This is a genomic window from Acinetobacter sp. ANC_7588 (assembly GCF_056783995.1).
In genome coordinates, this window is the sequence record NZ_JBWYIU010000001.1 from 386,970 (window position 1) to 407,166 (window position 20,197).

20 protein-coding genes and 1 tRNA gene are annotated in these 20,197 nt (G+C 38.6%); 10 read left to right on the plus strand and 11 right to left on the minus strand.

What is annotated here, in order from left to right:
• Positions 1-10 precede the first annotated feature (10 nt).
• From AC1M9J_RS01870 to AC1M9J_RS01880, 3 genes are all read right to left on the minus strand, one after another.
• Positions 11-1,234: an alpha/beta hydrolase family protein gene (locus tag AC1M9J_RS01870; RefSeq protein WP_481951758.1), complete on the minus strand. Its 1,224-nt coding sequence runs from the start codon at positions 1,232-1,234 to the stop codon at positions 11-13.
• A gap of 108 nt (positions 1,235-1,342) precedes the next feature.
• On the minus strand, positions 1,343-2,221 hold the full coding sequence (gene ubiA / locus AC1M9J_RS01875; RefSeq protein ID WP_481608280.1) for a 4-hydroxybenzoate octaprenyltransferase: 879 nt from the start codon (positions 2,219-2,221) through the stop codon (positions 1,343-1,345).
• A 10-nt stretch (positions 2,222-2,231) separates the two neighbouring features.
• Positions 2,232-2,723, minus strand: a complete 492-nt coding sequence (locus AC1M9J_RS01880) for a chorismate--pyruvate lyase family protein (RefSeq protein WP_092765955.1) — start codon at positions 2,721-2,723, stop codon at positions 2,232-2,234.
• Positions 2,724-2,882: 159 nt separating this feature from the next.
• On the opposite strand from AC1M9J_RS01880, the gene AC1M9J_RS01885 reads away from it, so the two are divergent.
• Positions 2,883-3,797, plus strand: coding sequence for a polysaccharide deacetylase family protein (locus AC1M9J_RS01885; RefSeq protein WP_481951759.1), 915 nt, complete (start codon positions 2,883-2,885; stop codon positions 3,795-3,797).
• A gap of 30 nt (positions 3,798-3,827) precedes the next feature.
• On the opposite strand, the gene AC1M9J_RS01890 is transcribed toward AC1M9J_RS01885, so the two are convergent.
• Entirely contained in the window at positions 3,828-4,106 is a 279-nt protein-coding gene (locus AC1M9J_RS01890) for a hypothetical protein (RefSeq protein ID WP_180028688.1), read from the minus strand.
• A 96-nt stretch (positions 4,107-4,202) separates the two neighbouring features.
• On the minus strand, positions 4,203-5,618 hold the full coding sequence (glnA, locus tag AC1M9J_RS01895) for a type I glutamate--ammonia ligase (protein ID WP_171076768.1): 1,416 nt from the start codon (positions 5,616-5,618) through the stop codon (positions 4,203-4,205).
• Between the two features lie 952 nt (positions 5,619-6,570).
• On the opposite strand from glnA, the gene AC1M9J_RS01900 reads away from it, so the two are divergent.
• The 6 genes from AC1M9J_RS01900 (at position 6,571) to AC1M9J_RS01925 (ending at position 11,079) form a co-directional block, all read left to right on the plus strand.
• Positions 6,571-7,155: an anthranilate synthase component II gene (locus AC1M9J_RS01900; RefSeq protein ID WP_481612872.1), complete on the plus strand. Its 585-nt coding sequence runs from the start codon at positions 6,571-6,573 to the stop codon at positions 7,153-7,155.
• Between the two features lie 9 nt (positions 7,156-7,164).
• A complete protein-coding gene (trpD, locus tag AC1M9J_RS01905; protein ID WP_035266991.1) occupies positions 7,165-8,211 on the plus strand; it encodes an anthranilate phosphoribosyltransferase in 1,047 nt (348 codons plus the stop codon).
• Between the two features lie 18 nt (positions 8,212-8,229).
• Positions 8,230-9,036 carry an indole-3-glycerol phosphate synthase TrpC gene (gene trpC / locus AC1M9J_RS01910; RefSeq protein ID WP_481586573.1) on the plus strand — a complete coding sequence of 269 codons (807 nt, stop codon included), beginning with the start codon at positions 8,230-8,232 and terminating at the stop codon, positions 9,034-9,036.
• A gap of 284 nt (positions 9,037-9,320) precedes the next feature.
• Entirely contained in the window at positions 9,321-10,004 is a 684-nt protein-coding gene (locus AC1M9J_RS01915; RefSeq protein WP_481951760.1) for a Smr/MutS family protein, read from the plus strand.
• Between the two features lie 94 nt (positions 10,005-10,098).
• The gene (gene folE / locus AC1M9J_RS01920) at positions 10,099-10,647 is read left to right on the plus strand and encodes a GTP cyclohydrolase I FolE (protein ID WP_171076769.1); all 549 of its coding nucleotides are present in this window, start codon (positions 10,099-10,101) and stop codon (positions 10,645-10,647) included.
• Between the two features lie 72 nt (positions 10,648-10,719).
• Positions 10,720-11,079 (plus strand): cupin domain-containing protein, encoded by a 360-nt coding sequence (locus AC1M9J_RS01925; RefSeq protein ID WP_481586572.1) that lies wholly within the window; start codon positions 10,720-10,722, stop codon positions 11,077-11,079.
• 45 nt (positions 11,080-11,124) lie between these two features.
• On the opposite strand, the gene AC1M9J_RS01930 is transcribed toward AC1M9J_RS01925, so the two are convergent.
• The 4 genes from AC1M9J_RS01930 to hemE all read right to left on the minus strand — a co-directional run bounded on the left by AC1M9J_RS01930 (position 11,125) and on the right by hemE (position 15,574).
• Positions 11,125-13,002: an Lnb N-terminal periplasmic domain-containing protein gene (locus AC1M9J_RS01930; protein WP_481589689.1), complete on the minus strand. Its 1,878-nt coding sequence runs from the start codon at positions 13,000-13,002 to the stop codon at positions 11,125-11,127.
• Positions 13,003-13,061: 59 nt separating this feature from the next.
• Positions 13,062-13,532: a DUF3015 family protein gene (locus tag AC1M9J_RS01935; RefSeq protein ID WP_481951761.1), complete on the minus strand. Its 471-nt coding sequence runs from the start codon at positions 13,530-13,532 to the stop codon at positions 13,062-13,064.
• A 150-nt stretch (positions 13,533-13,682) separates the two neighbouring features.
• The gene (locus tag AC1M9J_RS01940; RefSeq protein ID WP_481951762.1) at positions 13,683-14,483 is read right to left on the minus strand and encodes a DUF817 family protein; all 801 of its coding nucleotides are present in this window, start codon (positions 14,481-14,483) and stop codon (positions 13,683-13,685) included.
• Between the two features lie 17 nt (positions 14,484-14,500).
• Positions 14,501-15,574, minus strand: a complete 1,074-nt coding sequence (gene hemE / locus AC1M9J_RS01945; RefSeq protein ID WP_481951763.1) for a uroporphyrinogen decarboxylase — start codon at positions 15,572-15,574, stop codon at positions 14,501-14,503.
• A 205-nt stretch (positions 15,575-15,779) separates the two neighbouring features.
• Here hemE and AC1M9J_RS01950 point away from each other — a divergent pair, with 205 nt between their 5' ends.
• Complete coding sequence (locus AC1M9J_RS01950) at positions 15,780-17,009, plus strand: L,D-transpeptidase family protein (protein WP_180028682.1); 1,230 nt, start codon at positions 15,780-15,782, stop codon at positions 17,007-17,009.
• 148 nt (positions 17,010-17,157) lie between these two features.
• Positions 17,158-17,856: a pirin family protein gene (locus AC1M9J_RS01955; protein ID WP_481951764.1), complete on the plus strand. Its 699-nt coding sequence runs from the start codon at positions 17,158-17,160 to the stop codon at positions 17,854-17,856.
• A gap of 141 nt (positions 17,857-17,997) precedes the next feature.
• On the opposite strand, the gene AC1M9J_RS01960 is transcribed toward AC1M9J_RS01955, so the two are convergent.
• Both AC1M9J_RS01960 and greB read right to left on the minus strand, forming a co-directional pair.
• A tRNA-Ser gene (locus tag AC1M9J_RS01960) sits at positions 17,998-18,087 on the minus strand.
• Between the two features lie 90 nt (positions 18,088-18,177).
• A complete protein-coding gene (gene greB, locus AC1M9J_RS01965) occupies positions 18,178-18,672 on the minus strand; it encodes a transcription elongation factor GreB (RefSeq protein ID WP_481595641.1) in 495 nt (164 codons plus the stop codon).
• A 366-nt stretch (positions 18,673-19,038) separates the two neighbouring features.
• Here greB and AC1M9J_RS01970 point away from each other — a divergent pair, with 366 nt between their 5' ends.
• Complete coding sequence (locus AC1M9J_RS01970) at positions 19,039-20,154, plus strand: transglycosylase SLT domain-containing protein (protein WP_035266964.1); 1,116 nt, start codon at positions 19,039-19,041, stop codon at positions 20,152-20,154.
• Positions 20,155-20,197 lie beyond the last annotated feature (43 nt).

Genomic DNA, 20,197 nt, shown 5'->3' on the forward strand with positions numbered 1-20,197 from the left:
ATAGTCACGTTTAGCGCACCGGTAAATACGATTTAATAAAATCAACAACCTCTTCATTTTTCTCAACAATCGCTTGTGTATGCGATGCTCCTGCCACAATATCTAATACAATTGGAGGTTGAGTCCCCAATCCATTTAACTGATTTACTAATTGTTGTGTTACTTGATATGGGACAGCGGTGTCATTTTCACCTTGAACCACATAAACCGGTTTCATGAGTTTTTGAGTTCCAGGCTGATTATTACTTAAAAAACTACTCACCACTGGATCATTTTCAAAGCCAACCTTTAACCCAGGATAGTCCATTACTTTTTGTGTTGAATTTGATTCAAAATAAGTCTTAATGTCTTTTCTAAACTCATCAATTAATGGCATCAAGCATAGGCCATTTTCACCAGTCGACCCCTCAGATTTCTCTGCCACAGCTTGAGACCTAGATTGGAATATCGTTGCTAATGAAAATCTAGGTTCATATGCTTTAATCCCTACGCCTGTATAAGCAGCATAAGCTAATAGCTCTGAATAAATAGCGATTGCCAAATCTCTATTTTGACTTTCTATAGCTGAAATGGCATTTGGTGCGACTTGGGTAATAATGTAACCCAAACTGGATGCTGGAGCAGTCGCTACAGCCCCTTTGTAATACGGATCATTATTGGCATATTGTGCAATTCCTAATGATGCATGACCACCTTGGGATTGGCCGACAGACATCCAAGATTTATTTAATCGTGATGGATATGCTTGGTGAACTGACTTTATTGCATGAATCGCAGATTGTGCAGCACTAGATAGATGAAGATAAGGATGAATCCCTTTAACCCCCAAACCTTCATAATCAGGGGCTACAATGACATAACCTTCTTTAAGAAGGCTGTTCGCTAAAATTTCAAAATTCGAATTAAGTAAATTATTGCTTGGTGCACATTCGTCTCCAACACCAGTTGTTCCATGTGCCCATACCACCACTGGCCATCCTGCTGCTGGCTGAGCAGTCTTAGGAAACATGACCATTGCTGTAGCCTCAGTTTTCTGACCCAGAACATTCGGCATTAAATAAGTCATAATTTGGATTTTGGAAGCTTGCTCTAGACTATCTTTTTGATAAGCTTTCTCAGCAACAAACACTTTTTCTTGAAAAATATTTTTATCATCATCACTATTACAAGCCGTTAAGAGTAATGCTGCCGTACAGCACATTGCGATAACCGTTTTTTTAATTGTACTCTTCATAATTCTTTCCATTCATTATTATCACTCTCCATGAGTACTTTTAATTAAACATAAAAAAAAGCATCCGACTAGGATGCTTAATTAGTTTATTTTTATTTAATGTTAAGATTAAATTAATGCAATAAAAATCCCCATAAAGATCATCACCCCTACCCATCGGTTATGTCTAAATGCCCAGAAGCACCATTGCGGATCTTTATCACGTGTTTTGGTCCATTGATAGATGAAATCACCTACCACGAGCACTAATGCGATTAATCCAAAAGGGACAAGTATGTGTTCAAGCCATAGTGCAGTACCAATTAAAATAACACTCATCGCCTGCAATAAACTGATAATTTTAATATCATTTTTTCCAAACAAAATAGCCGTCGACTTAACCCCAATCTTTAAATCATATTCGCGATCCGTAATTGCATATTGAGTATCATAAGCCACAGTCCAAGCCAAATTACCGAAATAAAGTAGCCAACACGTCCAATCCAAAGGCTTACCCATTGCAGTAAATGACATCGGTATACCCCATGAGAATGCCATCCCCAGTACCACTTGAGGTAAATGCGTATAGCGCTTCATAAATGGATAGATGAAAGCAAGTACCAGCCCAATTAAAGCACAATAAAAAGTTTCAATAGGCAGGAAAAACAATGTACAAGCACTTGCAGCAACGAGTGCGATAAACACCCAAACTGCTTCTTTTGCCGAAATCACACCTGTGGCTAATGGACGATTTTTAGTTCTTTCTACGTGTGCATCCACTTTACGATCAGCAAAATCATTAATGGCACATCCCGCTGCACGCATAAATATAGTGCCACATACGATGGCAAGCAGTGTCACTACATCAGGTATTCCACCAGCTGCAATCCACAGCGCCCATAAGGTGGGCCACAGGACTAACTCAGTACCAATTGGCTTATCGAAACGACATAAATAGTAATAAGCGCTTAAACGCTCGCGCCAGGTGATTGCTTGTGCGGTTGCCATAAAGTCTAGCTCAATGAGTTTTTATAAAACGTTCAAATGCTGGTAAAAATGTTTCTTGGACAATAAATTTACAGCCATGCCAAGTATAACAGCTCTGTCTGGTCCATCCATCCTCAAGTAAGATCACGCGACGTTGGCATTGCGGTTCTGTGCGTTGGAACAGGAATCGACCTATAGGCTGATTTCCAATATGTTGAAAGAGACGTGCTTTTTTTTGAAGGCTGGTAATTGGAAAAATAGATTTCGCTTTTACCCAAGGTTCGCAATCAGAACCAAATAAATGAGTCTCTCTAACCCAAGAAGTATGCTGATGTGATACACCCATCCAGCTAGCATCATTAAAGTTTAAACGTTTAAATCGCTCTTGGATTCGTTGAACTTTAAATATTCCATCAGCTAAATCTGTCAGTTGTTGGGTAAGTGAGCCTGAGGCGTACAACCATTTTTTTAACTCAGGACACATTAATTTTTCCTGATGATTAAATTGACGGCTTTCAAGCATATTTCAGACTACCATTATTTTATACTCTCAAGTGTACCCAAGCTTTAGAACTAATGCACCAAACCTATGGTTTAGTTTAAGACATCACCCTCACACATTGCATACTGCACTCCCCCAAAAAATGCTATAAACATTCATTCGTAAACAACTTCATTAAACATGCTTAAATTTAGCTTGTACTTATTTATATCACTGTTATTTCTTTCCCAAGCTCATGCTCGTCAATTAGCACTGAGTTTTGATGATGGATTAAATCCAACTATTGATCCTACTGCTCCACACATTAATCAACAAATACTAGCGCATTTAAAAAACAAAAATATTCAATCTATCATTTTCCCAAGTTACATCAAAATCGGTGACAATGCGGGTAAAGACATAATACGTCAATGGGATAAACACGGACACATTGTTGGCAATCACAGTGCTTTTCACGAAAATTTAAATAAACCTGAAGTTTTGGCGAAAGACTACATCAAGAGCATTAGAATTAATGAATTAGTTTTTCGTGATTTAAAAAACTATAGGAAAATTTTTAGATATCCCTATCTCAAAGAAGGCAATAATATTGCGAAAAGAGATCAAGTCCAAAACTGGTTAAGACAAAATCATTACCAGCATGGTGGTGTCAGTATTGATGCAAGTGACTGGTTTTATAATCAAAAATATCTAGCGTATCTAAAAGCAGGAAAAACGTCACACATTAAAAGATTGAAGCGTGCTTATATTGATCATCTTCTTGATCGAGCTGAATATTATGACTCACTCGCATTGCAAACCCTTCAACACTCTCCTCAACATGTATTGTTACTCCATACGAATGCGATTAATAGACAGTTTCTAGGCGAGATCATTCTAGCCTTAGAAAGCAAAGGTTGGAAAATAATCAATGCAACAGATACTTATACTAATCCACTATATAAGAATTTCAGCGCTAATATCCCCGCTGGAGAGAGTATTATATGGTCTATCGCCAAGAGCCAAAATATTGAAAATTTAAGATATCCTGCTGAGGATGCACCTTATGAGCGTGAAAACTTACTCAAATATGACTTGGATGATCACAAGGAATAAATCTTATTTTTTAGGCGCAGACACACACATTCAAGCACTGTCTGATTTTGCAATCACTTCAAATTTACCTTGTGCTGTTTTTACTAAAATAAAACCTTCGGCACTGATATAAAATTCATTTGGATAATCAAATTGTAAAGCCAAATCAGGATTTCTCAGTTCAAGAAATTGTGCCTGTTTATAGCCTTCCATGGTTCTGCCAACTTCCAAATAGGTCACTTCAGAAAAATTGAGCTTAAATCCTTTTTCGTGGTCACTTGGATCATTCCAAGGAAAAAATCCCGTGTGCTTTTTACGTGGCTTTGCCATGAAATATTTCTCATATTTGACTACATTTATTTTAACTCAAAACACAAAAAAACCCGCGCATTGCGCGGGTTTTTTACAGCGAAATTCGTGAACGAATTACAGGCTGTAGTACATATCAAATTCAACTGGGTGAGTTGTCGTATTAAGACGACGAACTTCTTCAGTTTTAAGCTCAATGTAAGCATCAAGCATTTCTTTAGTGAATACGCCACCTTTAAGAAGGTAATCGTGATCCGCTTGAAGAGCTTCTAAAGCCATATCCAAGCTGTGTGCAACTGTAGGAATTTTTGCTTCTTCTTCAGGAGGTAGATCATACAAATTCTTGTCTGAAGCTTCACCTGGATGAATCTTGTTTTGAATACCGTCGATACCCGCCATTAACAATGCAGCAAAACCTAAGTACGGGTTCATCATTGGATCTGGGAAACGTGCTTCAATACGTTTACCTTTCGGGCTAGAAACGTATGGAATACGGATAGAAGCTGAACGGTTACGCGCTGAGTAAGCAAGCATAATTGGCGCTTCATAATGTGGCACTAAACGCTTATACGAGTTTGTAGAAGGGTTAGTAATCGCATTTAATGAGCGTGCGTGCTTGATGATACCGCCAATGAAATACAATGCCATTTCTGAAAGGCCTGCATATTCATCACCAGCAAACAAGTTCTTGCCGTCTTTAGAAATTGACATATGAACGTGCATACCAGAACCGTTATCACCAACCATTGGTTTAGGCATAAACGTTGCAGTTTTAGCATATTGATGAGCAACGTTCCAAACAGCATATTTAAACTGTTGTACTTCATCAGCTTTACGAACCATTGTGTTGAAGCTCACACCAATTTCTAATTGGCATGATGCAACTTCATGGTGATGTACTTCTACACGACCTGGCCCCATGATGTCTTCAATTTTCGCACACATTTCTGCACGCATATCGTGGTGAGAATCAACTGGAGGCACTGGGAAGTAACCACCTTTAACGCGTGGACGGTGGCCTGAGTTACCTGATTCGTAAGAATTACCTGTAGACCAAGCAGCTTCTTCAGCGATTAATGTATGGCGAGCACCAGACATATCAATGTCCCATTTAACTTCGTCAAATACGAAGAATTCTGGTTCTGGACCAAAGAAAGCAGTATCACCAATACCAGTAGATTTTAAATATTCTTCTGCACGGCGAGCAATTGAACGTGGGTCACGGTCATAACCTTGACCAGTAGATGGCTCAATAACATCACAAGTCACCACTACAGTTGGCTCTGCAAAAAACGGGTCGATAAAACCTGTTTCAGCATCTGGACGTAAGATCATGTCAGACGCTTCGATACCTTTCCAACCAGCAATTGAAGAACCGTCGAACATTTTACCATCTTCAAAAGTATCTTCATCGATAGTATCTGCTGGGTAAGTAACATGTTGTTCTTTACCCTTAGTGTCCGTAAAACGGAAGTCTACCCATTTTGCGCCACTTTCTTGGATGAGTTGTAGGACCTTGTTCGCCATGCTCATTTTGCTCCGATGATTTTTTGTTGCACATTTAGTGCGTGTTAGTAGTTGGTAGTTTTAAAGCAATTACCGTACCAACTTTTAAAAGCAAAGCTAAAATCTTGAAATCCTTATCAGATTAACAGCTTTATTCACTTTGCTTTGCGACTATTATACTGTGCTTAAAACTAAATGCACCATATTCAGGCACAGTTCATCGCAATAAAAAATATTTATTTACAACCTGTATCAAAATGGTGCATCTCAGAGCATGATCGTTTAATTATTAAACTTAAAGTCAAGTTTATTCAGGGATTTAATTACCTAATTTACCAAACGATATATTTTATAAATTTTTATAAATTAGAAAAATGGATCAAATTTTCAGACACATGCGTTTAACACATTGTTTTATATATCATTAAATAAAAAATTTTAATATTTTATTTTTATTTGAAAGACAAATAATCCAACTCAATCATAACTTTATTAATACACATCGAGCCATGATATATCTAAATTTTGTGCATCATATTAGTTCAGTAAAATTAAATATCTTAGATAAATGATGTAAAAGTGAACGACCGCGAGACTAAATCTTATAAATTATAAATTTACTGAGTGCATTTTGTTTGTTTGTTTTTAAAACAAATCTTATTCATCAAACAGAATGATTAAAAAAACTTATGAGTAACACGTATGAGCTTTTAGATTCAGATCAATATTTCATTTATTAGCGCTCTTCACCTAGAACCATTCATTCACACATTAATTTGATTTAAGTGATCAATATTGCTGATGTTTTCAACCCCAAAATTTAACCTGCGCTGATAAAAGAATCTGCTATGATAACTGCCACTTAATCGCTTTGAGTTACTAGACAAGGATGCAGTCAACACTCTGTGATGCATCTTATCAACGTGAATAACAAAGCTAAATTAAGTTAAATTATAAATTTCAAGAGGTTAAGCTTAAAATGCTTCTGATGATCGACAACTATGACTCTTTTACCTACAACATCGTCCAATATTTTGGCGAGTTAAATCAGGAAGTAAAAGTGGTCCGTAATGATGCCGTGACTTTGGAGGATATTGAGCGATGGCAACCAAAATATCTCGTCATTGGACCTGGTCCCTGCTCTCCCTCTGAGGCAGGTATTTCAATCCCAACGATTCAACACTTTTCAGGCAAGATTCCACTGCTTGGGGTGTGCTTAGGTCACCAAAGTATCGGGCAAGCATTTGGTGGAGATATTGTTCGTGCAAAAAAAGTAATGCACGGGCGTTTATCTGACATGTACCACTCTGATCAAGGGATCTTTAGCAATCTACCCTCTCCATTCTCAGCGACTCGCTATCACTCTTTAGTCATTGATCAAGCGACTTTACCTGAATGTTTAGAGGTGACGTGTTGGACCAATGAAGAAGATGGTTCTATGGAAGAAATTATGGGTGTGAAACATAAAACCCTTCCCGTTGAAGGTGTTCAGTTCCATCCAGAATCGATACTCAGCCAACATGGCCACAAAATTTTCCAAAACTTCTTAGAAATTTATGCGTAAGAGCAAGACATGAATATTCAACAAGCATTAAACAACATTACGAAAAATATTGAATTAACACAGCCTCAAATGGAAGCTGTTATGCGCACCATTATGGATGGTGAAGCGACTGATGCACAAATCGGTGCATTAATGATGGGTTTACGTTTAAAAGGCGAAAGTATTGACGAAATTACTGCTGCTGCACGCGTGATGCGTGAATATGCGATCAAGATTGATGTCAGTGATCTTCCATACTTAGTCGATATTGTTGGCACGGGTGGTGATGGACAAAACCTGTTTAATGTATCAACTGCATCAAGTTTTGTAATTGCAGCTGCAGGTGCAACGATTGCCAAACACGGTGGCCGAGGTGTGTCATCAAAATCAGGCTCGTCAGATCTATTAGAACAAGCTGGTATTAATCTCGACCTAAATATGGCACAGACTGAACGCTGTATCCGCGATTTGGGTGTGGGTTTTCTCTTTGCTCCAAACCATCATAAAGCAATGAAGTATGCAGCAGGTCCTCGTAAAGAATTGGGCTTCAGAAGCATTTTCAACTTACTTGGCCCGCTTACGAATCCGGCTGGTGTAAAGCGCTTTGTAATTGGCGTGTTCTCAACAGAACTATGTCGACCTATTGCTGAAGTTCTTAAGCAACTTGGTGCTGAGCACGTCATGGTTGTTCACTCTAAAGATGGGCTAGATGAAATCAGTCTTGCTTCATCCACCTATGTTGCTGAGTTAAAAAATGGTGAAATTACTGAATGGGAAATCCTCCCTGAGGATGTAGAGATTGAGTCTCAAACATTGACGCATTTATCTGTTGATAGCTCTGCTGAAAGTTTGGCACTGATCAAAGATGCACTAGGTAAGAAAAAATCACCGAAAGGTGAAAAAGCGGCCAGTATGATTGCATTAAATGCTGGTGCTGGTATTTATGTCTCAGGTTTAACTTCGAGTTATAAACAAGGTGTGGCATTAGCACATGACATCATTTATGGTGGTCAGGCACTTGAAAAGATGGATGTGCTTTCTGAATTCACAAAAACAATAAAACATTATGAAGCTTAATTAAGTCAGGACATTCTTATGTTAGATATCGCGAATACTATTCTTGGCAAAATTGTTGACCGTAAACAAGAAGAGTTTGCTGCACGATTAAAACAACGTAGTTATAAGGACGTCGAAGAACTCGCTCAAGCCGCTAGCCCTGTTCGCGGTTTTGCTCAAGCACTACAGCACAAACGTCCTGCTGTCATTGCTGAAATCAAAAAAGCATCTCCATCTAAAGGCATTATTCGAGAAAACTTCAATCCTGCTGAAATAGCTGAACAGTATCAATCAGCGGGTGCAGCTTGTTTATCAGTACTTACAGATATTGATTTCTTCCAAGGTGCCGATGAGAACATTCATATTGCTCGCTCTCACTGTGATTTGCCTGCACTAAGAAAAGATTTCTTAATCGATCCTTATGGTGTGATTGAAGCTCGTGCATTGCATGCAGACTGTATCCTTCTCATTGTTGCATGTCTTTCAGATCAACAACTTGAGGAAATGTCGAAAACTGCATTTGAACATCATTTAGATGTACTGGTTGAAGTGCATGATGAATATGAACTAGAACGTGCTCTCAAATTATCAGATCGTTGTTTATTAGGCGTTAATAATCGTAATTTAAAAACTTTCGATGTTGATTTGAACACATCAATTCGTCTAAAAAAACAACTTGCACCATCTCGTTTATTAGTGACGGAAAGCGGCATTGCAACCTCAGCTGATGTCACCATGATGCAAGAAAATGACATTCACACTTTCCTTGTGGGTGAAAGTTTTATGAAACAGCCTCGTCCTGATCATGCCTTTACCGCATTGTTTGGCGAACCGCAGAATATTTGACTCTAATATTCTGCGGTAAATTGTTCGACTAAAAATAATTCAATCTCATAAGAATGGATTTCCGAATCCATTCTTGCCTCCATTAATGCCAACAACAATAGCTAGAACAAATTCAAAATAAATTAGATTAATAATCAATCTCTTTTTTTTGCTTTATCCCTTAAGTTATCTCCAATTCATCCAACACCTTAAAATCAACTTAAATACTTCTCACTACAAAGTTGAGGGATTTTCGGATTATAATCACATTCATTCCTCTTCCACTTTAAAGTCACAAGCACGTTATGAGTAAACATGATTCTTCTTTATCAAAAGATCAATTTAATTTACTGAAACAGTTTAAGAAACAAATCAGTAATCCTGCTCCTCGTGTTGAAGCTCCTAAACCTATTAAAAAGACGGTTGAACAAGAGCATGAGGAAGATTTAGAACTCTTTCGTCAGCAAATGCAAGGTGTTCAAAAAATTGATCATGGCAATATTGCAAAAATTGAGAAACCAGTAAAAAAGAAATTGGATGCTCAAACCTTAGCAAAACGTGCTGCTGCTGAAGGTCCAATGCATACTGATGAAACTGTGATGTCTGATACTCAAGCCATGCTCAATCCAGTTGGCAGTCAGGCTAGTCTCAGTTATCGAATTGCGACCTTACAACATAAAGTATTTGAAGATCTGAAAGCTGGAAATTTACGTTGGTTTGAAGCAGTTGATTTGCATGGCTGTACCGTAGAAGAAGCACGTTCAGCTGTATTGCAAATTATTCAGATGGCGAAAGAGCAAAATCAAAACGTCATTAAAATTGTTCATGGTAAAGGCCCTGAAGCTGTTTTAAAAACCTATGTTAATAGTTGGCTCAGACAACATCGTGATGTTTTGGCTTTTGTCAGTGCGCCTGAAAAACAAGGTGGCACTGGCGCGGTCTTAGTTCTGCTTAAACGTGCAGAAAAGAATCCAAAATTTACTCAATAATCGGAATTTTTTCTGAATATACGGCATTGTAATCGTTTTCTGATACAATGCCGTCCTTGTTCAACATCTGTGTAAGTGAACACGTCTTATGTCTATGCAGCAATCCTACGCCAACATTTTAACTGCCGTTGGCGAAGATCTTACTCGTCCTGGTCTTAAAGATACACCAATGCGCGCTGCTAAAGCTTTTTCGTATTTGACGTCAGGTTATAGCCAAACGCTTGAAGAAGTGACCAACAATGCGGTCTTCCCTTCAGACAACCGTGAAATGGTTTTGGTCAAGAACATCGAATTCTATTCGCTTTGTGAACATCATTTACTGCCGTTCTATGGACGTGTGCATATTGCCTACTTACCAGAAGGTCAAGTTTTAGGTTTATCTAAATTTGCACGTATTACTGAAATGTTTGCCCGTCGTCTACAGATTCAAGAAAATCTAACTCAACAGATTGCTGAAGCTGTGGCTCAAGTGACTGGTGCTAGAGGCGTAGCTGTTGTCATTGATTCAGCACATATGTGTATGATGATGCGTGGTGTAGGCAAACAAGAGTCAACCACTCGTACAGTATCATTTGTTGGGGACTTTAAAACTAACAAAGATGAACGTCGCGAGTTTCTGAGCGCTGTTCCAGAAAGTTATTAATTCATAAAACCTCAACCCTGTTGAGGTTTTTTTTAGACCGTATTCCAAGGCTCAATTTCTTAAGGTGAATATATGACATCTCTTCATGTTGCAGGTCAAGGTCAACAACACGCAGAAAAATCAGTCGACTTCCCGCGTCCTGATCGTCTCGTCCAAGGCAATCCCGAACGTCACACCTACAGTCTTTATGAACACGAGCATATGGAATGTGGGATTTGGGAATGTGAAGTTGGTGCTTGGAATATTCAATTTGCCGACAATAAACAAGAATTCTTTCAAATTATAGAAGGAAAAGTTCGCATCCACATTCAAAGTAAAAATCACTTTATCGAAGTTTCTGCAGGTCAAGCAGGTGTAATACCACCAGGATTCATTGGAACATTTGAAGTCGTTGAGAAAGTGAAAAAGTACTATGTGAATGTAATCGTTTAAAAACAAGCTTCTCCTTTCAACACAGTACTTCCTAGTACTGTGTATTTACCAATAGCGTGTAAATCCTAAACTAGTTTGATGCCAATCATGCTGTTCTTGTAATTGATAATTCCAGTGAATAGAGATAGCACTTTGCGAGTTAAGTGCATACTGAACTGAGGATCGTAGTCCGAGCTGCCAAGCCTGCTGATCTTCCCAAAAAGGGATTTCAATTTGCACTAAGCTATTCACTCGATCTGACCATAAGTTTTGACAACCTACAGTTGGCCCTAGCCCCAATCTCCAGCCCTTTTCTAAAATTTTTCCAGCTTGAATATGATTCTGCATCTGCGCATAACACAGGTGTTCACGATCTGCATCTGCCCAACTATATCCAAACTGTGTTGATAGATTCAAAACACCATGTTGCTCGCTATCACTGAAATTTCCAGAATCATCAATTGAGAGTTGTTTCCAACCGAATCCAAATCCCCAACTCAACGGCGTCTTAAAAGGTGTAATTGGATTATAAGAATTCACTTCTAAAAGATCCAAATCAGCCAACTTGAGTTGATCATTCCGAAACTCAAGACTCCCCTCAAGAAATTTCAACTGCGTTCCAAGTCGGTATCCCCCCTGAAGATCAGATAAATCGTGATAGGCTTGTCGATGGTTGATCTGCACAAACGTATCGTCTTGCACTCGTCCAAATTCAATCGATGTTTTTCGAGCATGATGCCCATCCACAGGGTCAATTCGTGGTCTTGCCACTTCAGTACGTTGTTTTTCAACAGGGAGTTGGCTTCTTAAACTCAAAATTTGTCGTATTTTAGGTTGCGCAATACTCGCTTCGATTTTTTGAGAAATGAGCTGTAGATACAAATGATCATATGCCATCTCAAGAATACGCGCCTGATCCTTGGCCGTAAACTGAGCTAAAAATTCACGCATTTGTGCTGGTTGCACCAGCGTTAATTGATGTGCCGAATGTGCTAAGTCATTACCATGTTGTTTTGCTTGATGAAGTAACTGCGTTTCAAGTGCTGGGCGATAAACAGTATCTTTAATGAGACCTTGCTGCTGCACCGCTTTGATGGTTTCGACTGGAATTGCAATATGACTAAACTGTGCTTGTAGATTGGCATCGGGTTTTACCAAATCAATGAGTCCCAATAAGCGGTAGGCACAATTATCACTTATAAAATAATAGGGAAATTGGACATGCTTTAACTCCCAGATATGTTGTACTAAACGTGTGGTTTCTTCTGGGTTTAATGCTAATTCGTATTCCCACAAATCACGGCTTTCGAAATCACCATACTCTTTTACTTTTCGATAGTAGGGCATTAACGAATATTCACCTGGATATTGACCCGTTAAGCCTTTCCAAGCAAAAGAAAAACTATCACTATTTTCGACCGTCGCAGCGTAGTTGACTGCATAAGAAATAAGATTAAGCTCTTTTTGATCTTTAGGATCAAGACGTAGCAAGGTATGACCAAACATCGAACTTGGATTTCCCATGAAATCTGTCGCATAAATCAATGTTGCTTGATACGGTTTAATCTGTCCAATCCATTCCTCTAGAGCAGGACAATCTGCTTTAGGAAGCTCCTCTTGTTTTATTTTCAGTTGTTCTATTAACCATGCAGAGCGAGCTGGGAAACGACATATAATGGATTGATCTTGTCCTCGATCTATAAATAATTCACGAATATTTGCATTCAGCTCATCTTGTAAATTATCTGCACCATTTGCACTAAAAAAAAATCCTGAATAGCTGACTTCACTCTTCGCTTGATGTGCATACATTAATCTTTGCCAAGTTTTATTTTTATCAAGCTGATGGTGTTGTGCTTGTGCAATATATTGTTCAACTGGAGAAGTATATGCATGTGTCAGAAAGCTACTGACAATCAAGGCAGAAAAAAAAGCAAATTTCATAAAATGAACTTAATAATGATGAAACAAAAAAACCCTGCCATAAGACAGGGTTTTCGCAATTAAACGTAAGCTTTTAATACTTCGTCTTGAGACATAACAGTTTGAATAGATGTAAGGACTTGGAATGCATCTTGATTGTCCGCTGAATAAATTTCAGAGAAATTTTCTTTTGATACTGCAAAGAAACGTGCTTTATCTTCAGATTTAATATTCAGAAGCTCTGCAAGGACGTTAAGACTTTCCCCCTCACCTACCGCCATATCACGTGCAAGAGCTTCGGCATTTTCATTTGTAAATGTTACTGCTTGTGCTGTTACTGTACCTGTACCACTACAGCCTAACGTCCCGAAAGTAATACCGAATAATTGGTTAGCAAATAAACCGTTGGTCGTACCTGCTAAGATTTTTGCAACTTTACCAGACTGACCTGCCCAAACTTGTGAACCGATACCACAACCAACATCACGGTCAGCAAATGCAGCTGTTGATCCTACTGCCAATACCGCAGCTAAAGCTAATTTTTTATACATAACATCACTCCAAACTTGATGTGCTCAAGTGTTCTTTATTGTTCCAATTTTGTTCTTTTACGAACTTCTTTAACATAGCGATATCAAGCCAAGAACGCAAAACAAATCTTACCAATGCCATCAAGTATTGAGTTTTTTTGATGAATTAACTTATTCGCCCTTCAATCGCCACAAACCCTGTGAATTCCGTTCACCTAAGATTTTTAACACCAATACTAAACTCAGCATTAGTAGGAGATACCAAGAACCAAGTTTCCCCCATCCCACCATATGCCACTGTTCCACTTGCGTTGGATACAACCAAATTTGATAAAAAGTACTGATATTTTCAGCAATCCAAATAATAAATGCCAGCAACAAAAGTACAGGAAGCATTGGCAAGGTCATTTCATGATATTTAAGCTTGAACGTTATTTTAGTTTTCCAAAATATCAACACGCTCCATGCAAACAGTAAATATCGTATATCTGGGATAAAGAACTTCGTCATAAAGTTTAAATAGGACAAGATCGCTAAACTCAGCATATTAAAAAAACTAGGTAAGTTCTCAATTTCTACACGATAGAGCCTGAGTGAACGAGCAAAAAAACTGCCCACGGCAGAATACATAAATCCCGCAAAAAGTGGTACGGTCATAATCTTAAATACCGCAGGTTGCGGATATTGCCATGATGCAATCTGTGGATGTGTCAGGAAAATCTCCATGACCATGGCCACCATATGAAAAATTGCAATAACTTTGGCTTCAGCCCAAGACTCTAACTTTAAAAGCAGTAAACAGACTTGAATAACCATTGCATAAATCAAGAGGTAGTCGTATCGGTACAATCCATAATATTCTTGATGCCCCATCGAAGCCGTCATAGCAAAGGCTAGCAGTAATAAAATACCAAATAAGGCAGCGGATGCTGCCTTATAGTGAAACTCAAATAATGATTTTAAAAAGCTCACACATTCATCCTAAATGTTTAGCCTAAATATTTTGCGCTGTACTCATGTACCGTATCAATGAAAACTTTAGGATTCGCAGGATCTACCCATTGGGTGATACCGTGTCCAAGGTTTGCAACATAACCCGTTTTTTCACCAGCAGCATATGCATCATCGAGCATTAATCTTACTGACTTTTCGATACTCGCAGGAGAGCCATATAATGTTGCAGGGTCTAAATTACCTTGTAGGGCAGCGCGACCAGCAACAGTTTGACGTGCAACATTTAAAGGGGTTGTCCAATCTAGTCCAAACGCATCTGCGCCAGTTGCGATCATAGGTTCTAACCATTGACCACCACCTTTGGTAAATAAAATTACTGGTACTTTGCGGCCTTCATTTTCACGCTTTAAACCCTTCACGATTTTGTGCATATAATTGAGGGAAAATTCTTGATATTCTCGATGTGCAAGTGCACCACCCCAACTGTCAAAAATTTGAATCGCCTGCGCACCTGCTTCAATCTGTGCGTTCAAATAATCTATGACTGAATCAGCCAAATGATCTAACAAGGCATGTAAAACTTCAGGTTGTGCATACATCATTTGCTTGGTGTAACGGAAATCTTTACTCGACCCACCCTCGATCATATACGTCGCGAGTGTCCATGGACTCCCAGAAAACCCGATTAGCGGTACCTGGCCACCTAATGCTGATCGGATTGTCGACACTGCATTCATGACATAGTCTAAGTCCGATTTAGCATCAATTTTTGGTAATTGGGCTACATCCTGCTCAGTACGGACTGTTTTCTTAAATTTTGGTCCTTCCCCAGCTTCAAAATATAGTCCTAAGCCCAAAGCATCAGGAACAGTCAAAATATCTGAAAATAGGATGGCTGCATCTAAGTCATAGCGACGAAGCGGCTGTAAAGTCACTTCACAAGCAAAGTCATTATTTTTGCATAAAGAAAGAAAATCACCCGCAGTTGCGCGTGTCGCACGATATTCAGGTAAATATCGACCAGCCTGACGCATCATCCAAACTGGCGTGCAGTCCACAGGTTCACGTAATAAGGCACGCAGAAAACGATCATTTTTTAAGGTCGTCATTTACTTTCTCGATGCAAAATTGAAATTCCATTCATCATACCAAAAAGCTGCACTTTAAAGTATTTAGTTAGAATGAAAATAAAGATTGAGACTATCGGAATTTATTTGATTTAAACAAAACAAATACTGCATATCCGTGTTTTTTCTGCAATACTTTATCCGTGTTTTTATAAATCAATATGAATAATTCTTAAGGTTGAATTACATGTTCGTTCGCTCAATTCTTGCTTTGAGTTTAAGTTGTATTATGTCTGGAACTGCATTGGCTGCTTCTGGTACTGCTGAACAACCGCTTTCTCCAATTACAAAAACGAGTTTAGATACTATTCAAGATCCAATTGATCCTCTCGCGGTAGAATCTAGCTCTGAAGCCCAAATTAGCCAGCAAGAGCAAAATGATCTAAATCAAGCTGCAGATACGCTTCAAAACCTAGAAAGAACTGAGGATAGCACTGCGGACATTGGCAGTGCACCTGCATCTTCAGCAGTGACAAATCCAGCTTCATCTACATCAGCACCTGCTACAGCAAATTCATGGACGCTAGACAGTCTGAATAATGCTGAATGGTATGAAAACATTGGCAAAGGTCAATTCCCTGTATATGCTCGTGCACATGTAATGTTAAATAATTCACATGCTTCACCAGGTGCTATTGACGGTACAAGTGGAAAAAATACACTTAAAGCAATTGCTTCATTCCAGCAAATGAATGGTTTAAAGGCTACAGGTGTTTTGACGAAAGAAACTTGGGATGCTCTAGTTGCACGCCAAGCTGGTAAACCTGCTTATGTTGAATATACGATTACCGAAGCAGACCTAAAAGGTCCTTATGCAGCCTCAATTCCTCATGACTATGCTTTACAAGCGAAAATGAAAGGTCTTTATTACACTCGTGTAAGTGAAATGCTGGCTGAAAAATTCCATATGGATGAAGAGTTTCTCAAGAAACTAAATCCTAAAGCGACATTTAAGAAAGCGGGTGAAAAGCTTATTGTGACCAACATTCGCAATGAACTTCCAGAAAATATTCATTTAATCGTGGCACATAAAGGCGCTAAACAACTTTATTTGTTTAACCAACAAAACCAAATGGTTGGTTCATTCCCAGCAACTATCGGTAGTGCTGACACTCCATCACCGACAGGAACATACAAAATTACTGGCGTAGCGAAAAACCCTTGGTATAGCTATTCACCAAGTAACTTTGTACAAGGTAAAAACTTGAAGCCACTTTCATTACCACCTGGTCCTAATGGCCCTGTAGGTAATATCTGGATCGGTTTAAGCAAAAAATCGTTCGGTATTCACGGTACACCTAATCCATCAAGCATTTCAAAGACAGCTTCACACGGTTGTATCCGCTTAACCAACTGGGATGCGAATGATCTGGGTAACAAAGTTCGTTCTGGCGTTACAGTAAAATTCTTAGAATAATCTAATTTTAAAAAGCCTGCTTCAAGCAGGCTTTTTTATCCTTTTTATGTTTCAAAATTAGAACGATACGTTGTCCTAACCTACTATCTTATTCATTTTAAACTATTAAAATAACATCATCTTTAAGAATAATGAAAGGAGCATCATCATGAATGCTTATTTACATCGCAGTGAATCACGTGGTCATGTAAAAATGGGTTGGTTAGAATCCAAACACAGCTTCTCATTTGGGAGCTGGTATGACCCTAACCACATGGGCATCAGTGCTCTCCGTGTCATTAATGATGACCTCATAGCTGGTCATCAAGGCTTCGGTACACATCCACACGACAATATGGAAATTCTCACCTGTGTATTGCAGGGAGCGATTACACATAAAGATAGTATGGGTAACCACGGTGATATCAAAGCTGGTGAATGGCAACTGATGAGTGCAGGTACAGGCATTCAACACAGTGAAATAAACCAAGGTGATGAAACAGTTCATTTACTGCAAATCTGGATTATTCCAAATCAGCGCGATGCAGAGCCGAATTACCAACAAATTCAACTCGATCCTGCTGAACAACCGAACAAATGGCATCTGATTTGTGGACCGACAGAACATGCACCCATGCATATTCGCCAAAATGCGGAGGTTAAATCAGCTGTTTTGGAGAAAGGGCATTCACTTGAAGTTGTTGCAACACAACATGTCAGCTATCTACATGTGATTAGTGGTTCAATTCAAGTCGCTGAACACATTGTGAATGCTGGAGATGCTATTGCATTTATTGATCCAGCGCAGATTAAAGCATCGGAAGATGCTCGTGTGATTTGGTTCGATCTTCCAGAAAAAGTGGCTTAAACGCTGTAGAAAAACCACCTTAAGGTGGTTTTTTTATAATATGTTCAAAAAATTAAATAAAACAGTAAATATCTGTCTTAGTATCGCACCAACATGAAGAAAATAAAAAAGCCACTAATAATTAGTGGCTTTTTAAAAATTTGGCGGAAGCGGTGAGATTCGAACTCACGGAGGACTCACACCCTCGTCGGTTTTCAAGACCGGTGCATTAAACCGCTCTGCCACGCTTCCAATGGCGGCTATCATATAAATATTTTTTAAAATTGGCAAACACTTTTCTAAGAAATTTTGCTCGCCTGCCTATTTTTAAATCAAAAAGCACTATTTTGCTGAATTTTCGAGCTTTTCATAGCGAATTGAATTAATAAACCATGTTTTTTTCCCCAAGGGGGTTTGTACTTCAAATTCATCATCTACTTGCTTACCTAACATTGCACGTGCCATAGGTGAATCTATTGAAATATGTTGAGGATGATGATCATAAATTTCATCTACACCGACAATCCGAATCGTCTTTAATTGTCCTTCCTCGTTCTCGATGTCTACCCAAGCGCCAAAATATACTTTGCCCTCTTGTTCAGGAGAAAAATCGATAATTCGCAACTCTTCAAGTCGTTTACTGAGGTAACGAACACGACGGTCTATTTTTCGTAAAATTTGTTTATTGTATTGATAATCTGCATTTTCAGAACGATCACCTAAACTGGCAGCCCAGTTCACTTTTTTGGTGATTTCAGGTCGTTCCTCATGCCATAAATATTGTAGTTCTGCGACCAATTTGTCATGCCCACTTCGGGTAATTAAATTCGATTTCATAGGCGATAAAATGAGTATTTTGCTTACGTTATAGCGACACATTGCAACATTTTATACCGCATTTCTACATGGAAAAATTTTATAAAGTTTTTTCTTTTTATTTATCAATATCTTAAAACCATGTTTTTTATTTTTTTTTGTACAAAATTTGACATGAGTAAAATTGACCATTAATATGCGCCCATGTTTTATCTTGATTACTTTTTGTACGAAGATCTTTTCTTCAATATTTTATCCACCCACACATGTCATTTTGAATGACGTTCATGACGCCCACCCTAATTGAATTTATCAACTTTAAATAAAAGTTTAAGGCGGTACTGCTTTTGCTTTTTTTGGGCATAAATTACTTGTAGCGGAGACAACATGCGCAGTAGTTCAAACACTGGATCGAGGCTTTGCCTTAATTCACTAACTTCTTCTCTCTCGTTTAAAGCGATGGTCCTCGCTACAGCATTTATCCCATTTCATGCATTAAATGCAACAAAGACCGACAACCAATACAACTCCATTGTAAATTCGAACAAGCTTACAGTGGTGGCCGTGTCGAATCCCACCGTGGTTTTTAAAGACGGTAACTTCAAACATGGCTTTGGCTATGACTTGGTGAGCAGTTACGCTCAAAACTTAAATGTAAAACTCGATTTTAAAACGGTTCAAAGTAATGAAGCCGCTTTGAAAATGGTGCAGCAAGGTAAAGCTCATTTCGCGGTGACCACAGCATCGATCATGACCATTGAGCAAAAGAATCTTTCAGGTTTTTCCGCATCATGTGGTGACCTTGAAAGCTTACGCAAAAATGGGCTTAATCCAGAAATCAATTGGGTTTTTAAAAATGCTGCTGATCCTTTAACAGATACTGCCAGCGGTTTTGTTTGTCAAAGCAAGCAAAATGGTGCTATCCGTCAAATGGCATCTTTCTACAACCGCAACGTGGTTAAACAAGATGATTGGGATACTATTCAGCGCAATCTGAAAACACGTATGCCAATTTATAAAGCTAGCTTTAAAAAGTCAGCCCAAACATACGACTTAGATTGGCACTTCCTCGCTGCGATAGGCTATCAAGAGTCGTTCTTAAAACCGAATTCTGTGTCTCCTACAGGTGTGCGTGGCATCATGATGCTCACCAACAACACAGCAAAAGCAATGGGTGTGTCGAATCGTGTTGATCCTGCTCAAAGTATTGCAGGTGGTGCGAAGTATTTTGATCTAATGATGTCAAAATATGATTATATTCCTAAACATGATCGTTATTGGTATGCCCTCGTGGCTTACAATATGGGGCCAGGTGCCACAGATGCGATTATGAAGCGCCTAAAAGCCCAAGGAAAAAATCCGAATGATTGGATACAGGTATATGATTTTCTTTACCGTAATCAATCGCACAATACGCGTTATAAGCAAGCGATCCAATACGTCACTCGTATTCGTGCTTATTTAGAACATATTAAAACGACACCAAGTTTGGTGAGTATTTAACAAAAAAAAGCTTACCTAAAGGTAAGCTTTTTTTTGTTTAAAA